The 26310-nt window shown below is 41.2% G+C and carries 22 protein-coding genes; 19 read left to right on the forward strand and 3 right to left on the reverse strand.

Annotated elements, in window-relative coordinates:
- Positions 1-569: 569 nt before the first annotated feature.
- The 5 genes from edd to ABFY81_RS13580 all read left to right on the forward strand — a co-directional run bounded on the left by edd (position 570) and on the right by ABFY81_RS13580 (position 6920).
- Positions 570-2423 carry a phosphogluconate dehydratase gene (edd, locus tag ABFY81_RS13560; RefSeq protein ID WP_019458069.1) on the forward strand — a complete coding sequence of 618 codons (1854 nt, stop codon included), beginning with the start codon at positions 570-572 and terminating at the stop codon, positions 2421-2423.
- A gap of 20 nt (positions 2424-2443) precedes the next feature.
- The gene (gene eda / locus ABFY81_RS13565) at positions 2444-3073 is read left to right on the forward strand and encodes a bifunctional 4-hydroxy-2-oxoglutarate aldolase/2-dehydro-3-deoxy-phosphogluconate aldolase (protein WP_019458070.1); all 630 of its coding nucleotides are present in this window, start codon (positions 2444-2446) and stop codon (positions 3071-3073) included.
- A 185-nt stretch (positions 3074-3258) separates the two neighbouring features.
- The gene (locus ABFY81_RS13570; protein WP_019458071.1) at positions 3259-4617 is read left to right on the forward strand and encodes a gluconate:H+ symporter; all 1359 of its coding nucleotides are present in this window, start codon (positions 3259-3261) and stop codon (positions 4615-4617) included.
- 17 nt (positions 4618-4634) lie between these two features.
- Entirely contained in the window at positions 4635-5147 is a 513-nt protein-coding gene (locus ABFY81_RS13575) for a gluconokinase (RefSeq protein ID WP_347913969.1), read from the forward strand.
- A gap of 144 nt (positions 5148-5291) precedes the next feature.
- The gene (locus ABFY81_RS13580) at positions 5292-6920 is read left to right on the forward strand and encodes an NADP-dependent glyceraldehyde-3-phosphate dehydrogenase (RefSeq protein ID WP_347913970.1); all 1629 of its coding nucleotides are present in this window, start codon (positions 5292-5294) and stop codon (positions 6918-6920) included.
- Positions 6921-7033: 113 nt separating this feature from the next.
- Here the strand turns inward: ABFY81_RS13580 and ABFY81_RS13585 are convergent, their stop codons facing one another.
- Positions 7034-8299: a glutamate-5-semialdehyde dehydrogenase gene (locus ABFY81_RS13585; RefSeq protein ID WP_039250396.1), complete on the reverse strand. Its 1266-nt coding sequence runs from the start codon at positions 8297-8299 to the stop codon at positions 7034-7036.
- 299 nt (positions 8300-8598) lie between these two features.
- On the opposite strand from ABFY81_RS13585, the gene ABFY81_RS13590 reads away from it, so the two are divergent.
- A complete protein-coding gene (locus ABFY81_RS13590) occupies positions 8599-9912 on the forward strand; it encodes an alpha/beta hydrolase (RefSeq protein ID WP_174735395.1) in 1314 nt (437 codons plus the stop codon).
- A gap of 53 nt (positions 9913-9965) precedes the next feature.
- Here ABFY81_RS13590 and ABFY81_RS13595 read toward each other — a convergent pair whose 3' ends face one another.
- Positions 9966-10808, reverse strand: coding sequence for a class I SAM-dependent methyltransferase (locus tag ABFY81_RS13595; RefSeq protein ID WP_347914013.1), 843 nt, complete (start codon positions 10806-10808; stop codon positions 9966-9968).
- Between the two features lie 352 nt (positions 10809-11160).
- The gene (gene nagZ / locus ABFY81_RS13600; RefSeq protein ID WP_347913971.1) at positions 11161-12180 is read right to left on the reverse strand and encodes a beta-N-acetylhexosaminidase; all 1020 of its coding nucleotides are present in this window, start codon (positions 12178-12180) and stop codon (positions 11161-11163) included.
- A gap of 192 nt (positions 12181-12372) precedes the next feature.
- Here nagZ and ABFY81_RS13605 point away from each other — a divergent pair, with 192 nt between their 5' ends.
- From ABFY81_RS13605 to der, 13 genes are all read left to right on the forward strand, one after another.
- Positions 12373-14556: a carboxy terminal-processing peptidase gene (locus ABFY81_RS13605; protein WP_347913972.1), complete on the forward strand. Its 2184-nt coding sequence runs from the start codon at positions 12373-12375 to the stop codon at positions 14554-14556.
- A 139-nt stretch (positions 14557-14695) separates the two neighbouring features.
- Positions 14696-15994: a glycosyltransferase family 1 protein gene (locus ABFY81_RS13610; protein ID WP_100192007.1), complete on the forward strand. Its 1299-nt coding sequence runs from the start codon at positions 14696-14698 to the stop codon at positions 15992-15994.
- A gap of 24 nt (positions 15995-16018) precedes the next feature.
- Positions 16019-16570 (forward strand): phosphatase PAP2 family protein, encoded by a 552-nt coding sequence (locus tag ABFY81_RS13615; RefSeq protein ID WP_347913973.1) that lies wholly within the window; start codon positions 16019-16021, stop codon positions 16568-16570.
- Positions 16571-16669: 99 nt separating this feature from the next.
- Positions 16670-16870, forward strand: coding sequence for a Fe-S cluster assembly protein IscX (gene iscX / locus ABFY81_RS13620; protein WP_004698764.1), 201 nt, complete (start codon positions 16670-16672; stop codon positions 16868-16870).
- 113 nt (positions 16871-16983) lie between these two features.
- Positions 16984-17415, forward strand: a complete 432-nt coding sequence (ndk, locus tag ABFY81_RS13625; RefSeq protein WP_000963851.1) for a nucleoside-diphosphate kinase — start codon at positions 16984-16986, stop codon at positions 17413-17415.
- 122 nt (positions 17416-17537) lie between these two features.
- Positions 17538-18770, forward strand: a complete 1233-nt coding sequence (gene rlmN / locus ABFY81_RS13630; RefSeq protein ID WP_004698763.1) for a 23S rRNA (adenine(2503)-C(2))-methyltransferase RlmN — start codon at positions 17538-17540, stop codon at positions 18768-18770.
- A 15-nt stretch (positions 18771-18785) separates the two neighbouring features.
- A complete protein-coding gene (pilW, locus tag ABFY81_RS13635) occupies positions 18786-19586 on the forward strand; it encodes a type IV pilus biogenesis/stability protein PilW (protein ID WP_004698762.1) in 801 nt (266 codons plus the stop codon).
- Positions 19577-20368 (forward strand): RodZ domain-containing protein, encoded by a 792-nt coding sequence (locus ABFY81_RS13640; RefSeq protein WP_347913974.1) that lies wholly within the window; start codon positions 19577-19579, stop codon positions 20366-20368. The genes pilW and ABFY81_RS13640 overlap by 10 nt, the downstream gene beginning before the upstream one ends.
- A gap of 21 nt (positions 20369-20389) precedes the next feature.
- Positions 20390-21505 carry a flavodoxin-dependent (E)-4-hydroxy-3-methylbut-2-enyl-diphosphate synthase gene (gene ispG / locus ABFY81_RS13645; protein WP_004698760.1) on the forward strand — a complete coding sequence of 372 codons (1116 nt, stop codon included), beginning with the start codon at positions 20390-20392 and terminating at the stop codon, positions 21503-21505.
- A complete protein-coding gene (gene hisS / locus ABFY81_RS13650) occupies positions 21502-22794 on the forward strand; it encodes a histidine--tRNA ligase (RefSeq protein ID WP_198071650.1) in 1293 nt (430 codons plus the stop codon). The genes ispG and hisS overlap by 4 nt, the downstream gene beginning before the upstream one ends.
- A 28-nt stretch (positions 22795-22822) precedes the next feature.
- Complete coding sequence (locus ABFY81_RS13655) at positions 22823-23521, forward strand: tetratricopeptide repeat protein (protein ID WP_002053293.1); 699 nt, start codon at positions 22823-22825, stop codon at positions 23519-23521.
- The gene (gene bamB / locus ABFY81_RS13660; RefSeq protein ID WP_019458082.1) at positions 23521-24666 is read left to right on the forward strand and encodes an outer membrane protein assembly factor BamB; all 1146 of its coding nucleotides are present in this window, start codon (positions 23521-23523) and stop codon (positions 24664-24666) included. The genes ABFY81_RS13655 and bamB overlap by 1 nt, the downstream gene beginning before the upstream one ends.
- Before the next feature lie 187 nt (positions 24667-24853).
- Complete coding sequence (gene der / locus ABFY81_RS13665; protein ID WP_019458083.1) at positions 24854-26263, forward strand: ribosome biogenesis GTPase Der; 1410 nt, start codon at positions 24854-24856, stop codon at positions 26261-26263.
- The last annotated feature ends 47 nt before the right edge of the window (positions 26264-26310 follow it).

Below are 26310 nucleotides of genomic sequence, written 5' to 3' on the forward strand. Positions count from 1 at the left end.
TAAAGCTTAACCACTGTATTTATTGTTTTTTTGTAGAAGAATTAAACAGTTTTTTGTATATATTTATGAAAAGTCAATTTTGAATCAATGTAATTTTCAACTATTTGGTATAAATTTTTTAAGAAAAAATAAATGTTGTTATTTTAATCAAACTAGAGGGGAGTATTACAAATAATATACGTAATTGAAATTAAGTTTTAATAGTTTATACATAGGATAAAAAGGATAAATTATAAACATTTTTAATATCTAACTAAGTATAAAAAAGTCAGTGCTCAGCCATTTATAATAGATATTTTATTGCTTTGATATTATGAGAAATTTCTCATAGTTATTAATGTTTAATTTACCCGTAAATATAGTCAAAAATAAAATCATTTTCTTGTTTAAAACTTAAACATTATTTGTCTTTAATGCTAAGGCCTAGAGTATTGCTCGGAGTTATAAGGACTTGCATGTCGCTTTTTGCCTTAATAATATTGTTCCTCCCCCTTATCAAATGATGATGAAATATATCATTTGGTCTATTTTGTTTTTCCGGCTTATCCGGTTGTACAGGAGCGTCCAGCATGGACTTGCCGAACCCAATATTGGCAAAAGTTACCGAGCGTGTAATCGCGCGTAGCCAAAAAACTCGTTCTGCATATTTACAACGCATTGAACATGCCCAAGGTAAATTTCCTGCTCGTGGAGCACTCTCATGTGCCAATCTTGCGCATGGTTTTGCCAGCATGGAAGATAATGAAAAATTAATTATTAAAGTTGGCCGTGAACCAAATATTGGCATTGTGTCTTCATATAATGAAATGCTTTCAGCACATGCCCCTTATAAAACCTTCCCAGACATTATAAAAACAGCTGCCCGTGAAAATGGTGGTGTTGCTCAGTTTGCAGGTGGTGTCCCAGCAATGTGTGATGGCATTACTCAAGGTAATGCCGGTATGGAATTGTCATTGTTTTCACGTGAAACAATTGCGATGAGTACAGCAATTGCACTTTCTCATAATATGTTCGATGCCGCATTGTGTCTCGGCGTATGCGATAAAATTGTGCCGGGCTTACTGATTGGTGCCTTACAGTTTGGTTATTTACCGACTATTTTTGTACCTGCGGGTCCAATGAGTAGCGGTTTATCGAATGATGATAAAGCCAAAATTCGTCAACAATTTGCGACTGGTCAAGTGGGCCGTGATGCCTTACTTGAAGCTGAATCGGCTGCCTATCATGGTCAGGGCACATGTACCTTCTATGGTACTGCCAACAGTAATCAAATGTTGATGGAAGTCATGGGATTACATTTGCCAAGCGCTGCATTTGTACACCCTCACACGCCATTACGTGATGCTCTCACTGCCGAAGCGGCTAAACGTGTGCTTGACTTAACTGCTGAGCGAGGCAACTACACACCAATTGGTCATGTGATTGATGAAAAAGCCATTATCAATGGCATTGTGGCTTTACTCGCGACGGGTGGTTCAACCAATCACACATTGCATCTGATTGCGATTGCACGTGCGGCTGGCATCTTAATTGACTGGGATGACTTTGATGAGTTGTCTGCTGTTGTTCCATTGCTCGCAAAAATCTATCCAAATGGTAAGGCCGATGTAAACCATTTCCAAGCTGCGGGTGGGGTGGCATTCCTTATTCGTAACTTACTTGAGGCTGGTTTACTCCATAACGATGTAACGACTGTTGCTGGTAAAGGTTTACAGCACTACACCAAAGAGCCGAAGTTGATTGACGGTAAGCTCACTTGGGTGGATGGTGTGGTTCAAAGTCTTGATGACAAAGTGCTCCGTAGTATTGATGCTCCGTTTCAACCAGATGGTGGTTTGCGTTTAATGCAAGGTCGCCTTGGCCGTGGGGTTATCAAGATTTCTGCTGTTGCGCCAGAGCATCGTAAAGTTAAAGCGCCAGCAATCGTGTTTGACTCTCAAGAAGCAGTACAAGCAGCGTTTGATCGTGGTGAGTTACACCGTGACTTTATTGCGGTGGTTCGTTTCCAAGGTGCTCGCGCGAATGGTATGCCTGAGTTACATCGTTTAACGCCTGTGTTGGGTGTTTTACAAGACCAAGGTTTCCACGTTGCTTTAGTCACGGATGGCCGTATGTCGGGTGCTTCAGGCAAAGTGCCGGCAGTTATTCATTTATCTCCAGAAGCGTTATTGAATGGTCCAATTGCTAAAGTTCAAACCGGAGATATGTTGATGATTGATGCTGAGGCTGGTGTACTCGATATTGAGTTAGATGAGCAAACTTGGCAGTCACGCCCTGTTGCACAGCCAGAACATCAGGCAGAAAACGAAGTTGGCTTTGGCCGAGAATTATTTGGTGTATTCCGTGCAGCAGCAGCACCTGCTGAGCACGGTGCATCTGTGTTTGGTGCGCTTGTTGGCGAAGAGCCACAAACGCATATTTGAGACAAAGGAATTACATAGTAATGAGCAAGATTGAAGATGTTGTCAAATTAGGCCCAGTAATTCCTGTGTTGGCTTTTGACTCTGCCGAACAAGGTGAACATGTCTCACGTGCATTGCATGCGGGTGGTGTAAAAGTACTTGAAATTACTTTGCGTACTGCCGCAGGTCTTGCTGCGATTGAGCGTGCAAGCCAGTTGGCAGATGACATTGTGGTGGGTGTGGGAACAATTACCAAACCAGAACATTGTGCCCAAGCCAAAAAAGCAGGTGCTAAATTCGGGGTATCTCCTGGTTTAACGAAAGATTTGCATTTGGCTGCACAAGATGCTGGCTTACCTCTATTGCCGGGTGTGATGACACCAAGTGACCTGATTCAAGCGATTGAGTTAGGTTATGAGATTGTGAAGTTCTTTCCAGCTCAACAAGCAGGTGGAGTAGAGATGCTAAAAGCATTCTATGGCCCATTTCCAAACTTGCGTTTTTGCCCAACAGGTGGAATTACAGCACAGTCAGCGCCAGATTTCTTAAAGCAACCTAACGTAGTTTGTGTAGGTGGTTCATGGTTAACGCCTAAAGCTGCTGTTGCTGCACAAGACTGGGCTGAAATTACGCGTTTAGCTCAAATTGCGAGTCAGTTGAGAGCATTGTAAATGTAGTCAATATTTATAAAAAATGAAGTGCATTCTATGCGCTTTAAAGGCTGTGTTGATGTGGCCAGTTTGTGCTGGTCACACCTAAATATAAAAAATTAATGTCTTAACAGTAGGAATTACTGTGGTTGAAGACCTTTATTTGGGCAGTATGCCTAAATAATTACTCCAAGGAGAAATGTCACATGGAGACCGTTCAGGGTGGCATGTTGCTTATTTATACTGTAATCGCGATTATTGCATTGGTTGTCATGATCGCGAAGTTCAGAATTTATCCATTTCTGGTTCTTATTATTGTTTCACTCGGTTTGGCCCTTGCTGTTGGCATGCCAATGGGTGATATCGTTAAATCATATGAAGCTGGTACCGGTAAAACTTTGGGTCACCTTGCGATTGTAATCGCACTAGGAACGATGCTCGGCAAGATGATGGCCGAGTCGGGCGGCGCAGAGCGAATAGCCATTACTTTAATTAAATGGTTTGGTGAGAAAAATATTCACTGGGCCATGATGTTTATTGCCCTTATTGTTGGTCTTCCCGTATTTTTCGAAGTCGGTTTTGTTCTACTCATTCCAATTGCATTTAATATTGCGAAACGGACAGGCAAGTCCTTACTGGTTGTTGGTTTGCCGATGGTGGCTGGTTTGTCGGTTGTGCATGGTTTAATTCCGCCACATCCAGCAGCTTTGCTGGCGGTGCAGGCATATCATGCCGATATTGGTAAAACGATTGCCTACAGTTTAATCGTGGGTGTTCCAACAGCTATTGTAGCTGGGCCTTTGTATGCACTCTGGATTAATAAATACGTCAAATTGCCTGAAAATAACCCGTTAGCAAAGCAGTTCGTTGAAGCAGATACGAATAGGACACGTGAGCTACCAAGCTTTGGGATTACCTTATTTACGATTATGTTGCCTGTTGTACTCATGTTAATCGGAAGTTGGGCTGATCTATTCTTTGCGCCAAAGACTTTCGCAAATGATGTACTACGTTTCATTGGTACTTCTGATATCGCATTGCTTATTGCCGTACTGGTCAGCTTTATTACCTTTGGTACGATGCAGGGCTTTAATCGTGAACAAATTGAAAAATTCTGTGGCGGCTGTTTAGCTTCTATTGCTGGGATTATGTTGATTGTAGGTGCTGGTGGTGGATTTGGTGGCATTTTGCGTGACACTGGTATTTCTGATGAGATTGTATCTACAGCCTTAAAGGCAAATTTGTCGCCGTTATTATTGGGCTGGTTTGTCGCAGCATTGATTCGTTTGGCTACAGGATCTGCAACGGTTGCTATGGCTACCGCTTGTAGTATTGTTGCTCCAATTGCAGCTACGGCTGGCGTTGCTGTTAGACCAGAACTTTTAGTTCTTGCGACGGGTTCGGGTTCATTAGTGTTCTCACATGTAAATGACGCAGGATTTTGGCTAATCAAAGAATATTTTGGTATGACAGTAGGGCAGACACTCAAAACTTGGTCGGTATTAGAAACGATCATTTCGGTGTTGGGTTTATCTTTCACGCTACTGCTTAGCACTATTTTATAATTAAAGGTGAGTAATCCATGATTGTGATTGCAATGGGTGTCTGTGGAACAGGTAAAACCCTAATCGGTGAGTTGTTATCAGAGCGTTTGGCTTGTGAGTTCCTCGATGGCGATACGCTTCATTCGGCTGCAAATAAAAGCAAAATGAGCCAAGGTATTCCTTTAACTGACGAAGACCGTTTGCCGTGGTTACAAGCTATTCGTAAGGCAATTGAAGAAAAACAACAAGCAGGTGAAACGGCTGTATTTACTTGTTCTTCACTAAAACGAGTCTATCGCGATATTCTACGTGGTCATGACCAGAACATTAAGTTTGTATACTTAAAAGGTTCTTATGAGCTGTTGCAGCAACGTCTTGCTGAGCGAGCAGGCCATTTCTTTGACCCATCATTGCTACAAACTCAGCTAGATACATTAGAGGAACCTGATGTGAATGAAGCAATTGCTATTGATATTGCGCTCACACCAGAACAGATCATTGAACAAGTCATCCAGAAGCTAGGGGTGACTGATAGTGTGTGTCGAGGATAACCTCATTTAAAACTCACATCTTGATGGCTCTATAGCCTGAGGCCCAAGCAAGGTGAATACCGGTAACAGTACTGGTATTCACACAAACTAGATCTGTTCATAACAGGCTAGGTTTAAATTTATAAATAATTGGAGATAAGAATAATGAGCCATTCAAATAATTTACAACATAAATTTCCCCCAGTAGATAGTATTCCTGACAGCGTACGTCTGCCATCTCAGATTCATCAGCGTATCTCGTTAGTGGATGGTGAGTTGAAGTTATGGGCTGGTTCAACCAAGAAGACATTCTCTCCAATCTGGATTCAGCAGCCTGACGGTAGCTTGCAACAAGTTGAGCTTGGTAGTTATCCAGTCATGGGTGAGAAAGAAAGTGACGAAGCGTTAAAAGCGGCAGTACGCGCCTACAATAATGGTCGTGGTGAATGGCCAATGATGAAAGTGGGTGAGCGCATCGCTTGTATGCAAAATTTCATTCAGCGTATGGTGGAACAGCGAGACCTCATTGTTAAGCTAATCATGTGGGAAATTGGCAAGAGCTTGGCAGACTCCGAGAAAGAGTTCGACCGTACTGTCACCTATATGCGTCAAACGATTGATGCCCTGAAAGATCTGGATAATGCCAACTCCCGCTTTGTGATTGCTGAAGGTACGATTGGTCAAATCCGTCGTACCCCATTGGGCGTAGTGTTGTGTATGGGACCATACAACTACCCGCTGAACGAAACCTTTGCTACCTTGATTCCGGCCATGCTGATGGGTAACACGATTATCTTTAAACCACCTCAATTTGGGACCTTGCTGTTTGAACCATTGTTGGAAGCATTCCGTGATTCATTTCCAAAAGGTGTGATCAATACCATTTATGCGCCAGGTTCATTGGTAGTACCACATTTGTTGGCATCTGGAAAAATTAATGTATTGGCATTGATTGGTTCTAGTAAAGTGGCCGATCACTTGAAAAAACAGCATCCTAAATCTCACCGTCTGCGTGCGATTCTAGGATTAGATGCAAAGAATGCAGCCATTATTTTGCCAGATGCGGATTTGGATTTGACCGTGAAAGAGTGCCTGTTGGGAGCATTGTCTTTTAATGGTCAGCGTTGTACTGCGCTCAAAATGCTGATGGTGCATCGGTCAATAGCTGACGAATTTGTTAAGCGCTTAACGGCTGAACTGGCTAAACTAAAAGTGGGTATGCCATGGGAAAAAGGTGTATTTATTACTCCATTGCCAGGTATGCACCGTACGACCTATATGACTGAAGTCATTGAAGATGCCGTAGCTAAAGGAGCTAAAGTCGTTAATCCGGAAGGTGGTGAGTTCTGCAAAACCATATTCTATCCAGCCGTAGTTTATCCGGTGACAGAGGGTATGAGACTCTATCGCGAAGAACAGTTTGGTCCAGTGGTGCCTGTCTCTGTTTATGATGACATTGAAACTGTGCTGGAATATGTTACGACTTCTGACCATGGTCAGCAGGTGAGTATTTTTGGTAGCGATGCTGAGCAAATTGGTCATTTAGTCGATACACTGGTACATCAAGTTTGTCGTGTAAATATCAACTGTCAGTGTCAGCGTGGTCCAGATGTATTTCCATTCGGTGGCCGTAAAGATTCTGCCGAAGGTACGCTGTCTGTGCATGATGCGTTACGTGCATTCTCTATCCGCGCTATGATTGCTGCTAAACAGACCGATGATAGTAAAGGCATGCTGGCCTCTATGGTGTCTGAGCACTATTCTAAATTTGTGAATACCGACTTTATTTTCTAATGAACATATGATTAAAAAAACCAGCCTTTTGGCTGGTTTTTTACAGTTGCTAATAATTTGAATAATAAAAAATGCCTGACATTAATCAGGCGTTTTTTGCAAGAATAGATTGATTATTGACGAATTTGACCGTCACCTAACACAATCCATTTTTGAGAAGTTAAGCCTTCTAAACCAACTGGACCACGTGCATGAATTTTATCTGTTGAGATACCAATTTCAGCACCTAAACCATATTCAAAGCCATCAGCGAAACGAGTTGAAGCGTTAATCACGACTGAACTTGAATCTACACGAGCCAAGAACTGACGAGCCAAAGTGTAGTTTTCAGTTACGATTGCATCGGTGTGATGTGAACCATATTTGTTGATATGGTCAATTGCTTCATCAATACCACTAACTACTTTAACAGCAAGAATTGGCCCTAAATATTCGGTATACCAGTCTTCTTCTGTCGCAGGTTTTACAGAGGCACCCAAAATACGACGTGTTTCTGGACAGCCGCGCAGCTCAACTTGTTTTTCAGCATAAAGTTCAGCAATACGGGGTAAGAAAACGTCGGCAATTTTTTCGTCAACAAGCAGTGTTTCCATCGCATTACAAACGCCGTAACGATGTGTTTTGGCATTCAATGTAATTGGTAATGCTTTTTGCAAGTCTGCTTGAGCTTCTACAAACACATGGCAGTTACCATCAAGATGCTTAATGACAGGAATACGAGCTTCATTGGTTACACGTTCAATTAGGCTTTTACCACCACGTGGAACAATGACGTCTACATATTCAGCCATAGTAATGAGGTGACCAACCGCTGCACGGTCAGACGTTTCAATCACTTGTACTGAATGCTCAGGTAAACCAGCAACTTTTAAGCCATGTTTAATCGCTTCTGCGATGGCTTTATTTGACTCAAGTGCTTCTGAACCACCACGTAAAATAATGGCATTACCCGATTTAATTGCTAAAGATGCAGCTTCTAGTGTTACGTTTGGGCGTGATTCGTAAATCATACCCACTACGCCTAGAGGTACACGCATTTTTCCAATTTGAATACCTGTGGGGCGATATGCAAGATCCGTAATTTCCCCAATTGGATCGACAAGCGCGATCACATCTTTTAAACCTTGCAACATCCCTTTAAAGCGTGCGGGCGTAAGCTCAAGACGATCAAGTAAGGCACTATCAAGCTTGTTGTTACGGCCTTTTTCCATGTCGAGTTGATTCGCCGCCAAGATTGCTGCCTGATTATTTTCTAAAGCAGTATAAATAGCAGAGAGTGCATGATTTTTAAGCGAAGTTGAAGCACTTGTTAAAACGCGTGAAGCCTCACGTGCTTGTTGCCCAACTTTTTGCATGTATTGTTCAATTGAATCTTGCATAGCAGTTTTTAATCATTTACCAATGACTACGATAGTAGCAGTCAAATGCGGAACAATGAATGGCTTTTTTTCAAAAATGTGATCGCTATAAAGGAACATTTAAATATTTTGAAAACTATTAGCGGCTTAAACAAGATGAGCGGTCATTTCAGCGATTGCGTATATTTCAGACAATTGTTTAGAATGGACTTGTGCAATACAAACTAATACAAATTTTAAAGATTTGTGCATAAAAGATTACATGTTCAAGAAGGAACTCTTGCAGCATAAAAAAATTACAGCAAGGAGGAAGCAAGGATATGAATTCCATTATTCAAATGGATTCGGAGATAAACCAAGCTTATGCCGGTTTTGGGTTTTTCGATATCTACAATAGAGATAGTTTTAAACAGCCAGCTCGTACTACATGGATTGACGGTTGGAAAATTGAGTACATGGCGATTGCAGATCCAAAAACCATTCACAAAACACCCATCGTGATTGTTGGCGGCGCTTTTCAAAATTTTAACTCTTATAAATATTGTGTTGAGCAACTGTTTGAAAGTGGTCCAGTCATTCTAATTGACTTGCCATCAATGGGCGCAAATCAACAAATTACCAATCGGGATACTGGAATTTCTGCTGGAACGTTAGAACTACCTGATTTATCAGAAATGTTAGGTCGCTGGTTAGATATTGTTGGAATTCAAAAAGTTTCTGTAATGGGAATGTCGTTGGGTTCAGTCGTTGCTTCTTGTTTTGCCTATCACCGTCCAGATTTGATGGATCGTATGATTTTAATGGGTGTCATGCAAAAGACCCGTAAAAGTTGGCGGATGATTTTGGAAGAATCACTCAAACTCATGCAAGAAAATCGCATGGAAGAGTTCGGGCAAGCGGTCATTTTATATTTGGTCAATCATGCCAAGTTAGATAAAACCCGTATGTCTCCGACAGCTAAAAAACTTTTTTTTAGGCAAATGGCTGAGTTCACAGGTACCGAGCGCGAACGTTATGACATTAACTGTAATCGCCTTCTACGGTTAACAAATGTGCCAATTCCAGAATGTAAAACACTGGTTGCAGCGGGGCAGTATGACAGTTTTACTCTGCCTCATGAAAATGCGAACTTTGCTTTGCAATGTCCTGATATGGAGTTTGCACTCATTGCGAATGCCGATCATGTACCACAGCTCCAGCGTCGTAAAGAAACCATGAGTTTATTTACTTCATTCTTAAAAGGTGAATCTATCCAAAATCTGGATGGCATCATTCCAATGACGCGCGAACAAATGCAAAGCATGGAGCGTCGAGGTGAAGAAAGGATTTCAGTCCTCCAACCTAAAACCAAATTGAGCCACCGTGAATGTAAAACAGAAGTGCCAGTAACGATTGTTGATGTAACTTTCTTTGGAATGTATTTGAAGTTAGATGATGTGATACAGCTCGACTTTGTAAATGAACACCCACGGGATCTGGCTCTGCATCTAGAAGATGAAGAAGGCCCTTTCTCGATTGAATGTTTAATCTTTGAAGCTACTGAACAAGGAATACGTGCTTTATTTAAACATGGCAGTTTTGAGCTTGCTGATCGTTTAAGTCGTTTTATTGCTCGCCAAAAGCTAGCCGCATAAATTTTAATTTTTCATAAAATGGAAATCTCAAAATTATGAGACTTCCATTTTTTTTATTTTAATTGAGCATGAATAGTCCAGACTAAATCACCTAAATGCTCTTCATTGCTCTCTTTAGAAATTTCCCCAAAGAATATTTGTGGTTGCTCAATACTCACCTGACTAAATCCTGCATCTTCAAAAAAGTTTTTCACCTCACGTGGGGTTTTAAAATGAAAACTAAACGAGCTGCGAGACATGAGTTTAAGTAATTTACTACTGTTCCAGATAATACTGGCGAGTTTATTTTTAACGGGTTCAGGGTAAAGGTCGGTTAAGTAATGGAACTTTTTAAAAGAAGTTCCGTAGTGAGCAATCGACTGGATCAGTTGTTTTAATAAGTCTTTATCAAAATAGTTAATTAAACCTTCACTAATCACAACCAGTGGACGGTTAGGATTAAACACTTCAAACGCTTGTGCAAAAGCATCTGTAAATAAATCGACTGATAAAACCTCAGGGGCATTTTTTTCAATTTGTTGTAGGGCATTTTGTTTAGTTTGTGCCATATCGGGTAAATCAAGCTCCCGATAGGTAATCGAAGGATAATGCTGTCTAAACCACCAACCACGTGGTGATAAACCACAGGCAATTTCAAGCACCTGTAAATCAGGATTTTCTTGAATTAACTTCTCTAAATCATGATCAAGCATGGTATGGCGCTGTTTAAGAGTCGTGCGCATGCTGCCACCCACATATTTCTCTGCCCAAGATTCTAATGGGTGAACTAAATATGCCAACGATTTGCCTTTACTCGTAGCCAGTGCTTCGTGTGAGATCCCCATTTGATACCAGATATAACCCGTATAGTGGGCTGTAAAAGAGATGTGGCGGTGTTTTGAAAGGTGTTGTGTCATTCGTCCTGAACTCGATTTTTCCATAAGTTGATCTTGATATTTTTTATGTCGTAATTTTCATGGCTGAGTCATGCTGTGTTCTAATTTTATTTAGTCATCAGCCTTCGGCTCGACCTACTTTTCTTTGGGGAAAAGTAGGCAAAACCTGAGGTACGAAAAGCAAAGATTGATTATCTTTGCCGTACCGAAAAACGAAAGCTATGCTTGAGTAAAATACTACGCACTTCGTTTGTCTTGCGCAATGCGAAAGCGCTAACGCTTTTGCATTGCTCAGGTTGTGGATGACGTTGTCGAGTATCCAATTGTTGAGATAATCTTATGTCATAAAAAACTTATTAATTACTCAGCAAAGTTAAATCGAATTTTTAAACTCTTCAATGGCTGTTTTGACAGCTTGCCAGTGTTCGCCAAGCGACAAGGTTTCACTAATCTGAATTTGTGGAATTTGGCCACGCATGCGTTCAAGGCGTTCTTGGTTTGGTAGCTCTAAGTGAGCAATACCTTCAAGAGCTGTACATGCGGCACTACGGTCATTACACACCAGCCCCATATCACAGCCAGCTGCGAGAGCTGCTTGAATACGCGCATCTGCACCACCAGCGACGCAAGCAGCTTGCATGCTTAAGTCATCAGAGAAAAGTACGCCATCAAATTTCAAACGGTTGCGTAGAACTTCTTGAATCCAGAAAGGTGAGAAACCTGCCGGATTTGGGTCAACTTGATCATAAATCACATGTGCAGGCATGAGCGCATCAAGCTCAGGCATAAGCTTAATGAAGCTTTGCATGTCATGGTTATAAATTTCATCATAGCTACGGCTATCAATTGCAGCTGCGACATGAGAGTCTGCTTTGACCGAACCGTGACCTGGAAAGTGTTTGCCGGTATTTGCCATTCCAGCTTTTTTCATACCGCGCATAAATGCGCCAGCAAGCGGAGCGATATCTTCAATATTTTTAGAGAATCCACGGTCACCAATCACATCGCTAATTGCATTAAGGTCTAAAACTGGTGCAAAACTAAAATCGATCCCCACAGCTAAGACTTCTGTTGCCATTAACCAGCCACACTGTTCTGCCAGTTCAAGAGCCTTTTGTGGTTGAGTAATATAGAGTTCGCCAAAGCGACCCATTGCTGGCAATAGAGTAAAGCCAGATTTTAAACGTTGAACTCGACCACCTTCTTGGTCGACAGCAATTAAAATATCTGGGCGAACTTGGCGCATATGGTCGGTTAAAGCACGGACTTGTTGTGGTGATTCAATATTTCGTGCAAATAAAATCATGCCACCGACTTGCGGAGCTTGTAATAGTTCAATATCTTCTTTAGTAAGTTCTGTGCCGGCAATGTCCAGCATCAACGCGCCAATCATATTGGTTCCATTTGAATTTTGATTGAAAAACAATAAGCGAATTTTGCAATGATTTGCTACATTTTGTCAGTACAGAATATGATAAAACTACACGGTATAAACAATTTAGTTGGTTAAGATGTTGAATCTGCTTAGTTCATATCGAAAACAGAGCGTGTAAGATACGAACACCCAAGGAAGTATTAAGAATTTATGAAACTTCAAACTATAGCTTGTGCAGTAGCAATCGCGACTGGCGGTTTATTCTTCTCTCATACGATGAACGAAGCAAGAGCAGCAACTAATACTGCTGCTGTTTCTCAATCGATCCAGCCAACGCAAGAGCAGGCCTTGGTGGCTCGTCAACTGGCAACTTTAGTTGATCGCCAACATTATTTAAATATGCGACTAGATGCGAATACATCTAATCGTATTCTCGATATGTACTTAGACAGTCTTGATCCAGATCACTCACTATTTTTAGACGCTGAAGTTCAAAATTATAAAAAACTCTATGGTTCAAATTTTGGTGCTTCATTAAAAGCGGGGAACTTAACTGGACCGTTTGCAATTCACCAGCAATATCGTGAACGCTTAAAACAATTTTACGAGTTCATGCTGGCTGAGTTAAAACAACCACAAAATTTAAAACAGCCAAATAGCTATATTGAAGTAGATCGCGAAAAAGCGCCATATTTTAAAACAACGGCTGAGCAGCAAAATCACTGGCGTAAGATGCTGGTTTCACAGTTAATTAATTTAACGATTAGCCGTGAAGAAGAGCAGGCAAAACAAAAGGCACTTAAAGAAAACCCGTCACTTGCTGATGGTCAAGACTTAAAAGGCCCAGAGGATTTAACGCCAGCTCAGACTTTGACTAAGCGTTATACACGTCAGCTTGAAAGAATTAGTCGTGTAAAAAGCGATGATGTTTTAGATAAAACATTAAATGCAATGTTAGCGACTTATGATCCGCACAGTAACTATTATCCGCCAATTGATGCGATTGAACTGAATCGCCAAACAACCTTACAGCTTGAAGGGATTGGGGTGTCGATTCGTCCAGAACGTGGTAATGAAGATTACACCAAGATTGAAACCATTGTAGAAGGTGGTCCTGCAAGTAAGTCTGGCCAAGTGAAATCGGGAGATCGAATCGTTGGAGTCGCTCAAGAGGGCGGTAAAATGATCGATGTGGTGGGTTGGTCAAGTTCGGAAATTGTTGGGCTTATTCGTGGTAAACGTGGCACTAAAGTCACGCTTAAGCTTCTTGGTGCTGGTGCATCAATGAGTCAGGCACGTAATGTGACTTTAGTACGTGACGTTATTCAAGAAGAAGATGCAGGTGTTCGCTCACGTACAGTTGAAGTGACACGCGATGGTAAAAAGCATGTATTAGGTGTGATTGAAATTCCATCGTTCTATTTTGACTATCGTTCACGTCGCGCTGGTCAGCAATATCGTTCAGTTTCCGAAGATACTGCAAATGCTTTTGAGGCATTAAAAGCGAAGAAAGTAGAAGGTATCATTATTGACTTGCGTAATGACCCAGGCGGTTCACTAGAAGAAGTTGCACGTATGCTTGGACAAGTGATTAAGTCAGGTCCTGTTGTGCAAATTCGTGATGGCAACGGCAATGTCAGTGTGTTTGAAGACAACGATGGCGGTCAGCAAATCTATACAGGTCCACTCGCTGTATTGGTGAACTTGGCATCTGCTTCAGCAAGTGAGATTTACTCTGCGGCAATTCAAGACTATGAACGTGGCATTATCATTGGTAGTACAACCACAGGTAAGGGTACAGCTCAGGTTCAACTTGATACTTTGGCATACGGCCAAGCGACTTTAACTCAGCGTAAATTCTACCGTGTTACAGGTGGTAGTACGCAAAACAAAGGTGTAGTGCCAGATATTAAACTTGTCGATATCTATAACGAAGAGTTTGGTGAGCGTAAATCGAAGAATGCGTTGAAGTGGGATACGATTCCGACTGCACCATTTAAACGTGAAGGTTCTGTTCAACCATACGTTGCGAAGTTGTCTCAATTTTCAGAACAGCGCGTAGCAGTTGACCCACAGTTTAAATATTTAAATAAGCGTACGGCAATCGCGAAGGTTACGAGTGACCAGAAACAGGTTGTGCTTGATATTGATAAGCGCCGTGCAGAGCTTTTAAGTTTAGAAAAGCAAACTTTAGATGCTGAAAATGAACGTCGTGCAGCAACAGGTCAAAAGCCTTTTGCAAACTGGGAAAGCTACCAAGCGTCATTAGATGCGTTAGCTGAATCTCGCGCCAAAATGAAAGCTAACCAACGTCCTGCATTGCCAGAAGAAGAAACATTTGTGAATGAAGCGGCAAATGTACTTATGGATTATGCAAAATTGCAAAACCGTTAAGTTCTTTTGTCTGTTTTACGAAAAAGCACGCTGTTCTCAGCGTGCTTTTTTAATTTTTGATGTCAGTAAACTGTCATGCATTTATCATCAAAGTGTCAAGAAAGCTGCTTAATCTTTAAGCATGAAAATAAATACATTGATGGATGGCGCTATGCAAGGCTCATTCGCGACAGCACTATTAAAACAACAGCAACTTCCTGAAAGCTTCCAATTCCATTTCAAACAAAAACAGCAGTGGTCTAATATTCAGGGATTGCATCAACTCCATGATTTAGTCCGTCCACGTTTAAAAATTGCGATTGTGACAGAGACATGGCCACCAGAGATTAATGGTGTTGCACTCTCGCTATTACAGTTATGTCAAGGTTTGCAAAAACAAGGTCATAAAATTTTACTGGTTCGACCAGAACAAAAAGCCAAATGTCATGATTTTTTGCCAGAGCAAGAATGTCTGGTTATGTCACAAGCCATACCAAAATATCCAACTTTGCAATTTGGCTGGCCTCAATATTTAAAAGTTTCAAAAGCTTTTGAAAAGTTTGTCCCTGATGTTGTACACATTGTGACGGAAGGGCCTTTGGGCTTAACTGCCATGCAAGCTGCCAAGGCAAAAGATATTCCAGTTTCTAGTGGCTTCCATTCACCATTTCAAGATTTTAGTCGATTCTTTGATTTGGCTTTCTTGGTTAAGCCAATCCAAAAATACCTTTGCTGGTTTCATAACAATACTCAAGTGACCTGTGTGCCGAGTAAAGATACAGAGGAAGCCTTACGTGGTTTTGGTATTACCTGCCCACTTATTGTGGTTGGACGAGGGGTTGATACCACGCGCTTTTCACCAAAGCATCGCTCAGAAAGCTTACGCCAGCAATGGGGTGTCGATGCCGATACACGTGTCATGCTGTATGTAGGGCGTTTATCACCAGAAAAAGAAGTGCAATTGATTGTTGAAAGTTATGCAGCCATGCAAAACATGCAGCAACATAAAACTAAATTGGTGGTAGTAGGAGATGGCCCAGATCTTGCTCGATTAAAAGCACTGCCAGAAGCGAGAAATGTTGTTTTTACTGGTAGTTTGCGTGGACATGAGTTGGCGACTGCCTATGCAAGCGCAGACGTATTTGTGTTTGCGAGTCAAGTTGAAACGTTTGGTAACGTAGTTTTAGAGGCAATGGCAAGCGGTTTGCCAGTTATCGCGTATGATTATGCTTGTGCACATCAATATTTAGTCCATAACGTAAGTGGCTGGTTAAGTCCACTTGGACAGAAAGACCATTTTATACAACAAATTTATCAACTCCCTTCAGTACAACAACTTAGAGAAATGGGCATACAAGCCTGTCGTAAAGTACAGCAAAGCGGTTGGCAACTTCCGGTACAGCAATTAGAACAGGCATTTTATCAGGTTGTGAAGGAATCCTCGGTGGACTTCACCTAAGTATCCTAAAATAGGAGAACGACCATGAAATTAAAGAATGCAAAAATAAAAATACTCGATCTCGATTTGAGAGGCTGTTTATATCTCAATCATTTTTCTCACTCACAACGTGTGGCTTTATTCTTCAAAATTATTAGCCGTGCGGGCGATGGGCCATTTTGGTACCTCATGCTAGCAATTGTATGGGGAATGCATGGCATTACCTACAGTTTGCAAATTATCTATTTGTTAATTGGCGGCTCAATAGGAACGGCAATTTATAAATTTCTAAAACATAAAACGACGCGTCCACGTCCTTATCAAGTACATCAGGTGATTGTGCTTGGTGAAAGACCACTTGATCACTTTAGTTTTCCATCAGGTCATACGTTGCATGCAGTGATGGTGACAATTGTGTTGGGGTATATCCAACCTGTGTTGCTAGCCGCTATGTTACCGTTCATGGTACTTGTTGCTTTGTCTCGTATGGTGCTTGGACTTCATTATCCAAGTGATGTGATTGTCGGGGCTCTTACTGGTGCATCAGTGGCAAGCATCATTATATTTGTAGCGCCATTATTAAACATTGCTTTATAACGAACAGTAATTTTTATCAGCTTAAGCTATCGATTAGGTTTGTGGATTTGCTAAAGTACGCAGTTCGTGATTTAGCAGATTAAACAGATAGGAGCCGCTATGGGCTTACGTTGGACAGATACGATTGATATTGCCATTGAATTGTCAGAAGCACATCCAGAAGTTGATCCGCAATGGATCCGTTTTACCGATTTACATGCATGGGTATGTGCATTACCAGACTTCAGTGATGACCCAAATAAATCAACCGAAGGATTGTTAGAAGGTATCCAAATGGCTTGGATAGACGAAGTTCGCTAAAAACAGTAGAAAAAATCGCAACTTTTACACATTCAAAGCTGATTATTACCTATGACATCGGTATAATGCTGCAAATTTTTTAAAGTTTAAATCTTAAAATAAAGGAGCCACTCATGGCTATTGAACGTACTTTGTCTATCGTAAAGCCTGATGCTGTGTCTAAAAACCACATCGGTGAAATTTTTGCTCGTTTCGAAAAAGCGGGTTTAAAAATTGTTGCAACTAAAATGAAACACCTTTCTCAAGCTGATGCTGAAGGCTTCTATGCAGAGCACAAAGAACGTGGTTTCTTTGGTGACTTAGTTGCATTCATGACTTCTGGTCCAGTTGTAGTATCTGTTCTTGAAGGCGAAAACGCAGTTCTTGCTCACCGTGAAATTTTAGGTGCTACAAACCCTAAAGAAGCGGCTCCTGGTACTATCCGTGCTGATTTCGCTGTAAGCATCGACGAAAACGCTGCTCACGGTTCTGACTCAGTTGCTTCTGCAGAGCGTGAAATTGCTTACTTCTTTGCTGACAACGAGATCTGCCCACGCACTCGTTAATCGAAAGCATTCAAACCAGATAAGTGGTATACTACTTATCTGGTTTTTTTATTCTCTCAAGAGCATATTGTCTGATTCTTGAACAATATCTTCTGTTTTTGACATGGTTTAGGTAAATACACATGAGTTCTGCAGTGGTCGTTTCATCTGAAAATCTTGATGGACAGCAGCAATCTTCGTCCACGCCAGCATCGCCTGCTGCCGAAAAAGTGAATTTACTCGGCATGTCACGCGCGCAATTAGAAAAATTCTTTGAAGATATTGGTGAGAAAAAGTTTCGTGCCGGACAGGTCATGAAATGGATTCATCAGTACTTTGTTACTGATTTTGCTGAAATGACGAATATTTCAGGAAAGTTACGTGCAAAACTTGAACAAATTTGTGAGATTAAAGCTCCTGAGGTTGTGCATCGTCACTATTCAAAAGATGGCACACGTAAATGGGTGTTTCGCGTAGGTGAGGGTGCAGGTTCTTTAGTTGAAACTGTATTAATTCCTGCCGAAGATAAAACAGGCTTACGCAAAACTTTGTGTATTTCATCACAAGTAGGCTGTGCATTGGACTGCTCATTTTGTTCAACAGGTAAGCAAGGTTTCCAACGCGATTTAACGCCAGATGAAATTATTGGGCAACTCTGGATGGCAAACTATTCTTATATGGAAGAAGTGCCTGTTGCTGATCGTGAGCGTTCAGTGACCAATGTCGTGATGATGGGTATGGGTGAGCCTTTGCTCAACTATGATGCCGTATTAAGCTCAATGCAGATTATGCTTGATGACTTTGCTTATGGTATGTCAAAACGTCGTGTGACCTTATCAACTTCAGGTGTTGTACCGAAAATTGACCAACTTGCGCAAGATATTGATGTTGCATTAGCAATTTCTTTACATGCACCAAACGATGAGTTGCGTAATGAACTTGTGCCAATTAATAAAAAATATCCATTGGCTCAGTTGATTGCAGCATGTCAGCGCTATATTGCCAAAGATGGTAATGAAAGTACGCGTAAACATGTGACTATTGAATATGTGATGTTAGAAGGCGTGAATGATCAGCCTGAACATGCACAGCAAATGATTAAATTATTAAAAAATTTACCAAGTAAAATTAACTTGATTCCATTTAACCCATTCCCGCACGCGCCATATGGCCGCTCAAGTCGAAATCGTATTATCTCGTTCCAAAAAACTTTGTCTGATGCCGGATTTGTGTGTACGATTCGTCAAACACGTGGTGATGATATTGACGCTGCATGTGGACAGTTAGTGGGTCAAGTGGCTGATAGAACCCGCCGTGCTGAACAGTGGCAGAAAAAAGTGACACAGCGTCAAGAGATTTTACGTACACAAGGATAAAGTTGAGGGAAGACTTTGAGTACTCCGAAGTTAAAGATCATGTTATGTATGGGGGTTGCAGTTGCATTTCTGGCAAGTGGTTGTCAGACGTCGCCAACACTAAAAAAGGACCCGGAAAAAGCAGTTAAGGTGCGTACGCAGCTTGCTGCAGAATACATTCGTTCTGGTGACTTGGACTCAGCAAAACGTTCCCTCGACCAAGCTCTAAGTATCGAGAGTCGTGACGCAACCGCAAATATGATGATGGGTATTTTATTGCAACAAGAAGGCAGTAAACCCAATTTAGAAAAAGCAGAACATTATTTTAAACGTGCAATTTCTTCTGAGCCAGATAATGCTCAGGCACGTAATAATTATGGTACGTATTTGTACCAAATGGAACGTTATAATGATGCTGTCGAGCAGTTCCGTATTGCTGGTGCAACATTAGGTTATGACCAACGTTACCAAGCCTTAGAAAATCTGGGGCGGATTTATTTAAAATTAGGTGATATTGCGAGTGCTGAAAAAACATTCAAACAAGCGCTCCTTGCTAACCGTGACTCTTACATTTCAATGTTAGAGTTAGCAGAAATTTTTTATTTGCAGCAGCAGATTCCGGCTGCTACACAAATGTATGAGCAATATGTTCGTACAGTGGGGCAGAAAAATCAGGGTGCTCGTGCACTTTGGATTGGTTTAAGAGTGGCTCGAGCCAATGCGGATAAAATGGGAATGCAAGTTTTAGTAAATCAATTACGTGCTTTATTCCCGGAAAGTCCAGAATATCAACGTTATTTGCAATTACAGTATAGTACTGAGGCCGTATGGAAATAAATCCTAATTCACAGCAGCCAACTGGCTCAAGCTTACCGACTTCTGCTTTAGGAAATATTCAACGTCCTGGTGAGTATTTACGTCAAATTCGTGTTTCTCAGAAAAAAGAATTAGAGCAAGTATCTTCAGACTTAAATATGCCGTTGAAAACGCTAAGTGCGTTAGAGCAAGACGATTATAAATCTTTGCCAGAAGCAACTTTTATCAAAGGTTATTATCGTTCTTATGCAAAATATTTAAATGCTGATGCAACTGCAATTATTCAGCGTTTTGATGAGATTTATGCAAATGATACAGGCCTTTTGCCAAATCATGCTTTAAACAACTCACCAATTAAAATCATGGGTAAATTACCGGGTTCTAATAGTGATCGTAATAAAAAATGGTTAAAGCGTGGATTGCTTGCGATTTTGATTATTGCTGTAGTGTCATTGATCGTGATGGGCGTTCAAAAATGGACTTCAAACAAAGGCGAGACTGAGGTGCCAAAAGCAAATCAGTCTAACGTTGAAGTTTTACCTATGAAAGGAAATGGCTCTGCAACAGCGGGCGATCAATTGGTGTTAAACTTTAACCGTCCAACTTCTGTTCATATTGTAGATGCAACAGGTAAGGTTTTAGCGACAGGTCGTCAGGCATCGACTTTAACCTTAAATGGTGAGTCTCCATTCCAGATTCGTCTTGATGATGCAACAGCTGTGTCATTAAGTCTAAACCAAGAACAGATTTCATTGTCTCCATATACGGTAAACGGTAAAGCTGAATTCCGTTTATCCCGCTAATACCATGAGTTGAGCGATACAATGATAGAGAACCCAATTAAACGTCGACCAACACGTAAAATTCGTGTTGGTTCGGTCTATGTCGGTGGCGATGCACCTATTAGTGTGCAAAGTATGACAAATACCGAAACTTGCGATGTCGATGCAACTGTGGCTCAGATTGAGCGTTGTGTTGACGCAGGTGCAGATATTATGCGTGTTTCAGTTCCTTCTATGGAAGCAGCTGAGGCTTTTGGTGCAATCCGTAAACGTGTTTCAGTTCCACTAGTGGCTGATATTCACTTTGACCATAGAATTGCTTTGGCAGTTGCAGACTATGGTGCAGACTGTTTGCGTATTAACCCAGGTAATATCGGTTCAGACCAGAAAGTTCGTGAAGTTGTTGCTGCTGCACGTCATCACGGCATTTCTATGCGTATTGGTGTGAATGCGGGTTCTCTAGAAAAAGATTTACAGAAAAAATATGGCGAACCTACAGGGCAGGCATTACTTGAGTCAGCTTTACGTCATATTGATATTTTAGACCGTCTAGATTTCCATGAGTTTAAAGTCAGCGTAAAAGCATCAAATGTATTTTTGACCATGGATGCTTATCGTTTGCTTTCTCAACAAATTGATAATCCATTGCACTTAGGTGTAACCGAGGCTGGTATTTATCGTACAGGTACTGTGAAATCAGCGATTGCTCTTGGCGGGTTATTGATGGAAGGCATTGGCGATACCATGCGTATTTCGCTTGCTGCTGAACCTGAAGACGAAATTAAGATTGGTTTTGATATCTTAAAATCGCTTGGTCTACGTTCTAACGGGATTAACTTTATTGCTTGTCCAAGTTGTTCTCGTCAAGAGTTTAACGTGATTCAGGTGATGCAAGCCTTAGAAGAGCGTTTAGAAGATATCCGTACGCCAATGGATGTGTCAGTGATTGGTTGTAAGGTAAATGGCCCGGGTGAAGCAAAAGAAGCGGATATCGGGGTTGTTGGGGCTGCGCCTCGCTCACTGGTTTATCGTAATGGTGAAAAAAGCCATTTAATCGATACCGATCAATTGGTTGATGAAATCGAAACAATGGTTCGTCAACGTGTTCAAGAGCTTGAAGAAGCTAAATCTAAAGAAATTATTCGTAGTTCATCATGAGTTCAATAGTCGCAATCAAAGGTTTTAATGACGTTTTACCAACGCAAACATCAGCGTGGAGACGTCTCGAGCAGCATTTAGCATCGTTAATGGATGCTTATGGTTACCAACAAATTCGTTTGCCGATCGTTGAACAAACGGGACTGTTTAAACGTGCTATTGGTGATGCAACCGATATCGTTGAAAAAGAAATGTACACATTCTTCGATAAAGGAAACCCACCTGAATCATTAACTTTGCGTCCAGAAGGGACAGCGGGTTGTGTACGTGCGTTGGTTGAACATAACTTATTGCGTGGCGCTACGCCGCGTGTGTGGTATATGGGACCTATGTTCCGTTATGAAAAACCACAAAAAGGCCGTTACCGTCAGTTCCACCAGTTCGGTGTTGAAACTTTTGGTGTGGCAACTCCTGATATTGATGCTGAATTGATTCTGTTGACAGCTCGTTTGTGGAAACGCATGGGCGTTAATCACATGGTTCAGCTTGAGTTGAATACGTTAGGTGAAACAGATGAGCGTACAGAATATCGTAATGCTTTGGTTGCGTTCTTAAATGAGCATAAAGATGCTTTGGATGAAGATTCACAGCGTCGTTTAACGACTAACCCATTACGTATTTTAGATTCTAAAATTGAATCGACTCAGAAAATTCTGGAAAATGCGCCGAAATTACATGATTTCTTAAAAGAAGATAGCTTAAGCCACTTTCAACAATTACAAGATTATTTGACTGCTGCTGGTGTTAAATTTGTAATTAACCAAAAATTGGTACGTGGTTTAGATTACTACAATAAAACTGTTTTTGAATGGACAACAACATCGTTAGGTTCGCAAGGCACAGTATGTGCAGGTGGACGCTATGATGGTTTAGTTGGTCAGCTGAAAGGTAAGGCAGATCAATCTGTACCAGCAGTTGGTTTTGCAATGGGGATGGAGCGTTTATTGCTTCTACTTGAGCAAGTTGAACAAGCTGAAACTGTACGTGATTGTGAAGCGTTCTTGGTTGCAGAGCCTGCTTACCAAGCTAAAGCATTGGTTTTAGCAGAGCAATTACGCGATCAGCTAGAAGCAGCGAATAGCAATGTTCGCATTAAAACGGGTTCACAAGGCAGCATGAAGAGTCAGATGAAAAAAGCTGATCAGGCTGGGGCTGTTTACGCCATGATTTTAGGTGAGCGTGAATGGGAAGCACAGCAGCTTGCGATCAAAGAGTTAGCAACAGCTGAGCAGACACAAGTTGCACTAGCTGAACTCGTACCATTCTTAATTGAAAAATTTACAAAATAAACTGAAACATCTGGAAAAGGACAATCACATGAGCTTAAGTGATGAAGAACAATTCGACAGCTTAAAGTCGTTCGCCAAAAAATATGGTTCTGCCATGATTAGCGGGATTCTCATTGCATTGATTGCCTTTTTTGGGTGGGAATATTGGCAAAAAAGAAATCTTGCAACGAGTCAGACTGAAACTGCAAAAGTACAGCAGTTAATGGATGAGGCAAATGCAACAGCCGATAATCCAAATGCTTTAGCTTCAATAACAGCTTCGGCAGATAAACTTGTAAAAGACGATATTGATTCAGTTCAGGCAATACAAACTCAATTTGTATTGGCAAAGCTTGCATATGAAAAACAAGATTATGCGGCTGCTGAAAAAGCTTTGAAAAAAGTTGAAAACTCAAAAGTAAAAGATGAAGGACTGATTCAGGTTGTAAAATTGCGTTTAGCAGATGCACAATTGGCGCAAAACAAATATGATGAAGCTCTAAAAACTTTGTCTGGTAATGTCGATCCGGCATTTAAAGCAACAGTAGAAGAGTTACGTGGTGATATCTTTGTTGCGAAGAAAGATATTGATTCTGCTAAAAAAGCGTATCAAGCTGCATGGGATTCGTTACTGGAACGTAAACAAGAGCGACAAATTTTACAAATTAAACTCGAAAGTGTTGGCGTTTTAGTTGAAGATCCACAGATTGAGCGCCCAATTTTGGAAACACAGGTGGAAGAGTCTTAATGAATCAGAAATTCAAACTGCCTTTGGCAATTGCAATCGCATCAGCTGTATTGGTGGGATGTTCTAGCAACAAAGTAAAAGAAGCAAAACCAAATCCACTACCGAAATTGACTGAGTCGACAAAGGCTCTAGTACCGGTGTTTTCACGCAGTGTTTCTTCTACGAATAAGGCAGATCCATTACGTTTACAACTTGACGCTAATGAAGGCGTTGTCTTTACACTTGATCCTAAAGGTGAAGTTGCAGCATATCGTGGCAAACAACGTCTTTGGGAGAAAAAAGTAAGTAAATTGGGCTTAAGCTCTGGTGTTGAAGCGGCTGAAGGTATTGTTGTTGTGGGTAACAGCAAAGGTCAGCTATTTGCTTTAGATCAAGCAACAGGTGAACAAAAATGGACTGCACAATTATCTGGTGCATTATTAAGTCCTTCTTTAGTTCAGTCTGGACGTGTGATTACGATTGCAAATGACGGTACTGTTTTTGCACATGATGCATCATCAGGACAACAAGTCTGGGCATACAAATTGCCAAACGTTCAGTTTAGTCTGCGCGGTCAGCCATCGCCAGTGAGCCTTGATTCACGCACTGTTTTAATTGCTTCAGCAAATGCTTATGTTTATGCAATTGATATCATTAGCGGTATTCCACGTTTCCAACGTCGTGTTGCGGTAAGTGAAGGTCGTTCTGATATTCAACGCCTGATCGATATTGATGGTGATCCGGTTGTTGCAGGCCAGCTTATGGTGACAACAAGCTTCCAAGGGCAAGTCACAGTGACTGATTTGGCTTCTCAACGTGTGGTCTGGAGTGAAGATTCAAGCAGTACCAAACGTCCAGAAGTTTATGACAATAAAGTATTTGTTTCGTCAACTGATGGTAAGCTGACTGCTTATGATTTAACGACAGGCGAGCAGCTTTGGCAAAATGACAGCTTATTGAATCGTCATTTAAGTAATCCTGTTGTATTAGGCCAAAATTTAATAGTCGGTGATTTGGATGGTGTTTTACACTTGATCGACCCGGCAACAGGTAAATTGGTAGGACGTTCAAAAACAAGTGGTGAGGTCAATACATTACGTGTTATTGAGAATCAACTCTACGTTTCGACCCAAAAAGGCGATTTAAGTATTTGGCAGAATCGTTAATTTTGTTCGCTTGTGCTAAAATAGCCGCTTAACAAATTACGCTGTTAAAAAATATCGGGGTGTTTGAATTAAATCAGTTCAAAGCCCCGTCTTTTATTATGGTCATATCTGACCTTAAAATATATCTCCTGTATTGTTTCTAATGCTCATGCCATGAGATATGGCTGGTCTTGATTAAGGTTATTGTATGAAACCCGTTATTGCGCTCATTGGTCGTCCGAATGTCGGAAAATCAACGTTATTTAACCAGATTACCAAGAGTCGTGATGCACTTGTAGCCGACTTCGCGGGTCTGACTCGTGACCGTAAATATGGTGATGCGACTTATCAAAATAAGTCTTTCATTGTTGTTGATACTGGCGGTATCGGTGAAAGTGAAGGCGGTATCGATAACTACATGGCCGAGCAGTCAAAAACAGCCATCAACGAAGCAGATATTATTATTTTTGTAGTTGATGCGCGTGCTGGTTTGTTAGCTTCTGATGAGCAAATTGCTCGTGAACTTCGTACTTTAGGTAAGAAAATTTATCTTGTTGCGAACAAGGTAGATGGCGTACATGCTGAAGCTGCTTTAGTTGAGTTTTATAAACTTGGTATGGGCGAACCATTACAAGTTGCAGCAAGTCATGGTCGTGGCGTTCAGCAAATGCTGGAAGATGTACTTGCGGAAGTTCCAGAAGATGAAAACCCAGATGAACATGACAAAGATACTGGCTTACGTTTAGCCATTATTGGTCGTCCAAACGTGGGTAAATCAACGTTGGTAAACCGCTTACTTGGTGAAGACCGTGTAGTTGCATTTGACCAACCGGGTACAACTCGTGATTCTATTTATATTCCGTTTGAGCGTGAAGGCCGTAAATACACCTTAATTGATACAGCGGGTGTGCGTCGTAAAGGTAAAGTTGATGAAATGATTGAGAAGTTCTCAATTGTTAAAACTTTACAGGCTATGAAAGATGCACACGTTGTGGTTGTTGTGGTCGATGCACGTGAAGGTATTGTTGAGCAAGACTTACATTTAATTGGCTATGCGCTTGAAGCTGGTCGTGCCATGGTAATCGCCATTAACAAATGGGATAACATGAGCGAGTACGACCGTAAACAATGTAAGCTTGATGTTGAGCGTCGTTTTGACTTTATTCCTTGGGCAAAAATTCATTTAATTTCTGCACTGCATGGAACAGGGGTAGGTGATTTATATCCTTCTATCCATCGTGCCTATGAGTCTGCGAACTTAAAAGTATCACCAGCGAAATTAACTCAAATTTTGAGTGATGCAACAGAAGCTCACCAACCACCAATGATTAGTGGAAAACGTATTAAAATGCGTTATGCGCACATGGGCGGACAAAACCCACCGACTATTGTGATTCATGGTAACAAGGTTGATAAAACACCTGCGGACTACCGCCGTTACTTAGAGAACGTGTTCCGTAAAGTATATAAACTTGAAGGTACGCCAGTTCGTATTGACTTTAAAACTTCTGAAAACCCGTTTGAAGGTCGTAAGAGTCAAGTTGATGAACGTACAGCTGCGCGCCGCCGTCGTTATATTCAGAAATTCAAGAAAGCGGAAAAGAAATTTAACCGTTAATTTGTATGAATGTAAAAAAGCCCAAAGTATTCTTTGGGCTTTTTATT

Origin of the sequence: Acinetobacter sp. WA-87 (assembly GCF_039938935.1) — a bacterium.
GTDB classification, from domain to species: Bacteria; Pseudomonadota; Gammaproteobacteria; order Pseudomonadales; family Moraxellaceae; genus Acinetobacter; species Acinetobacter seifertii.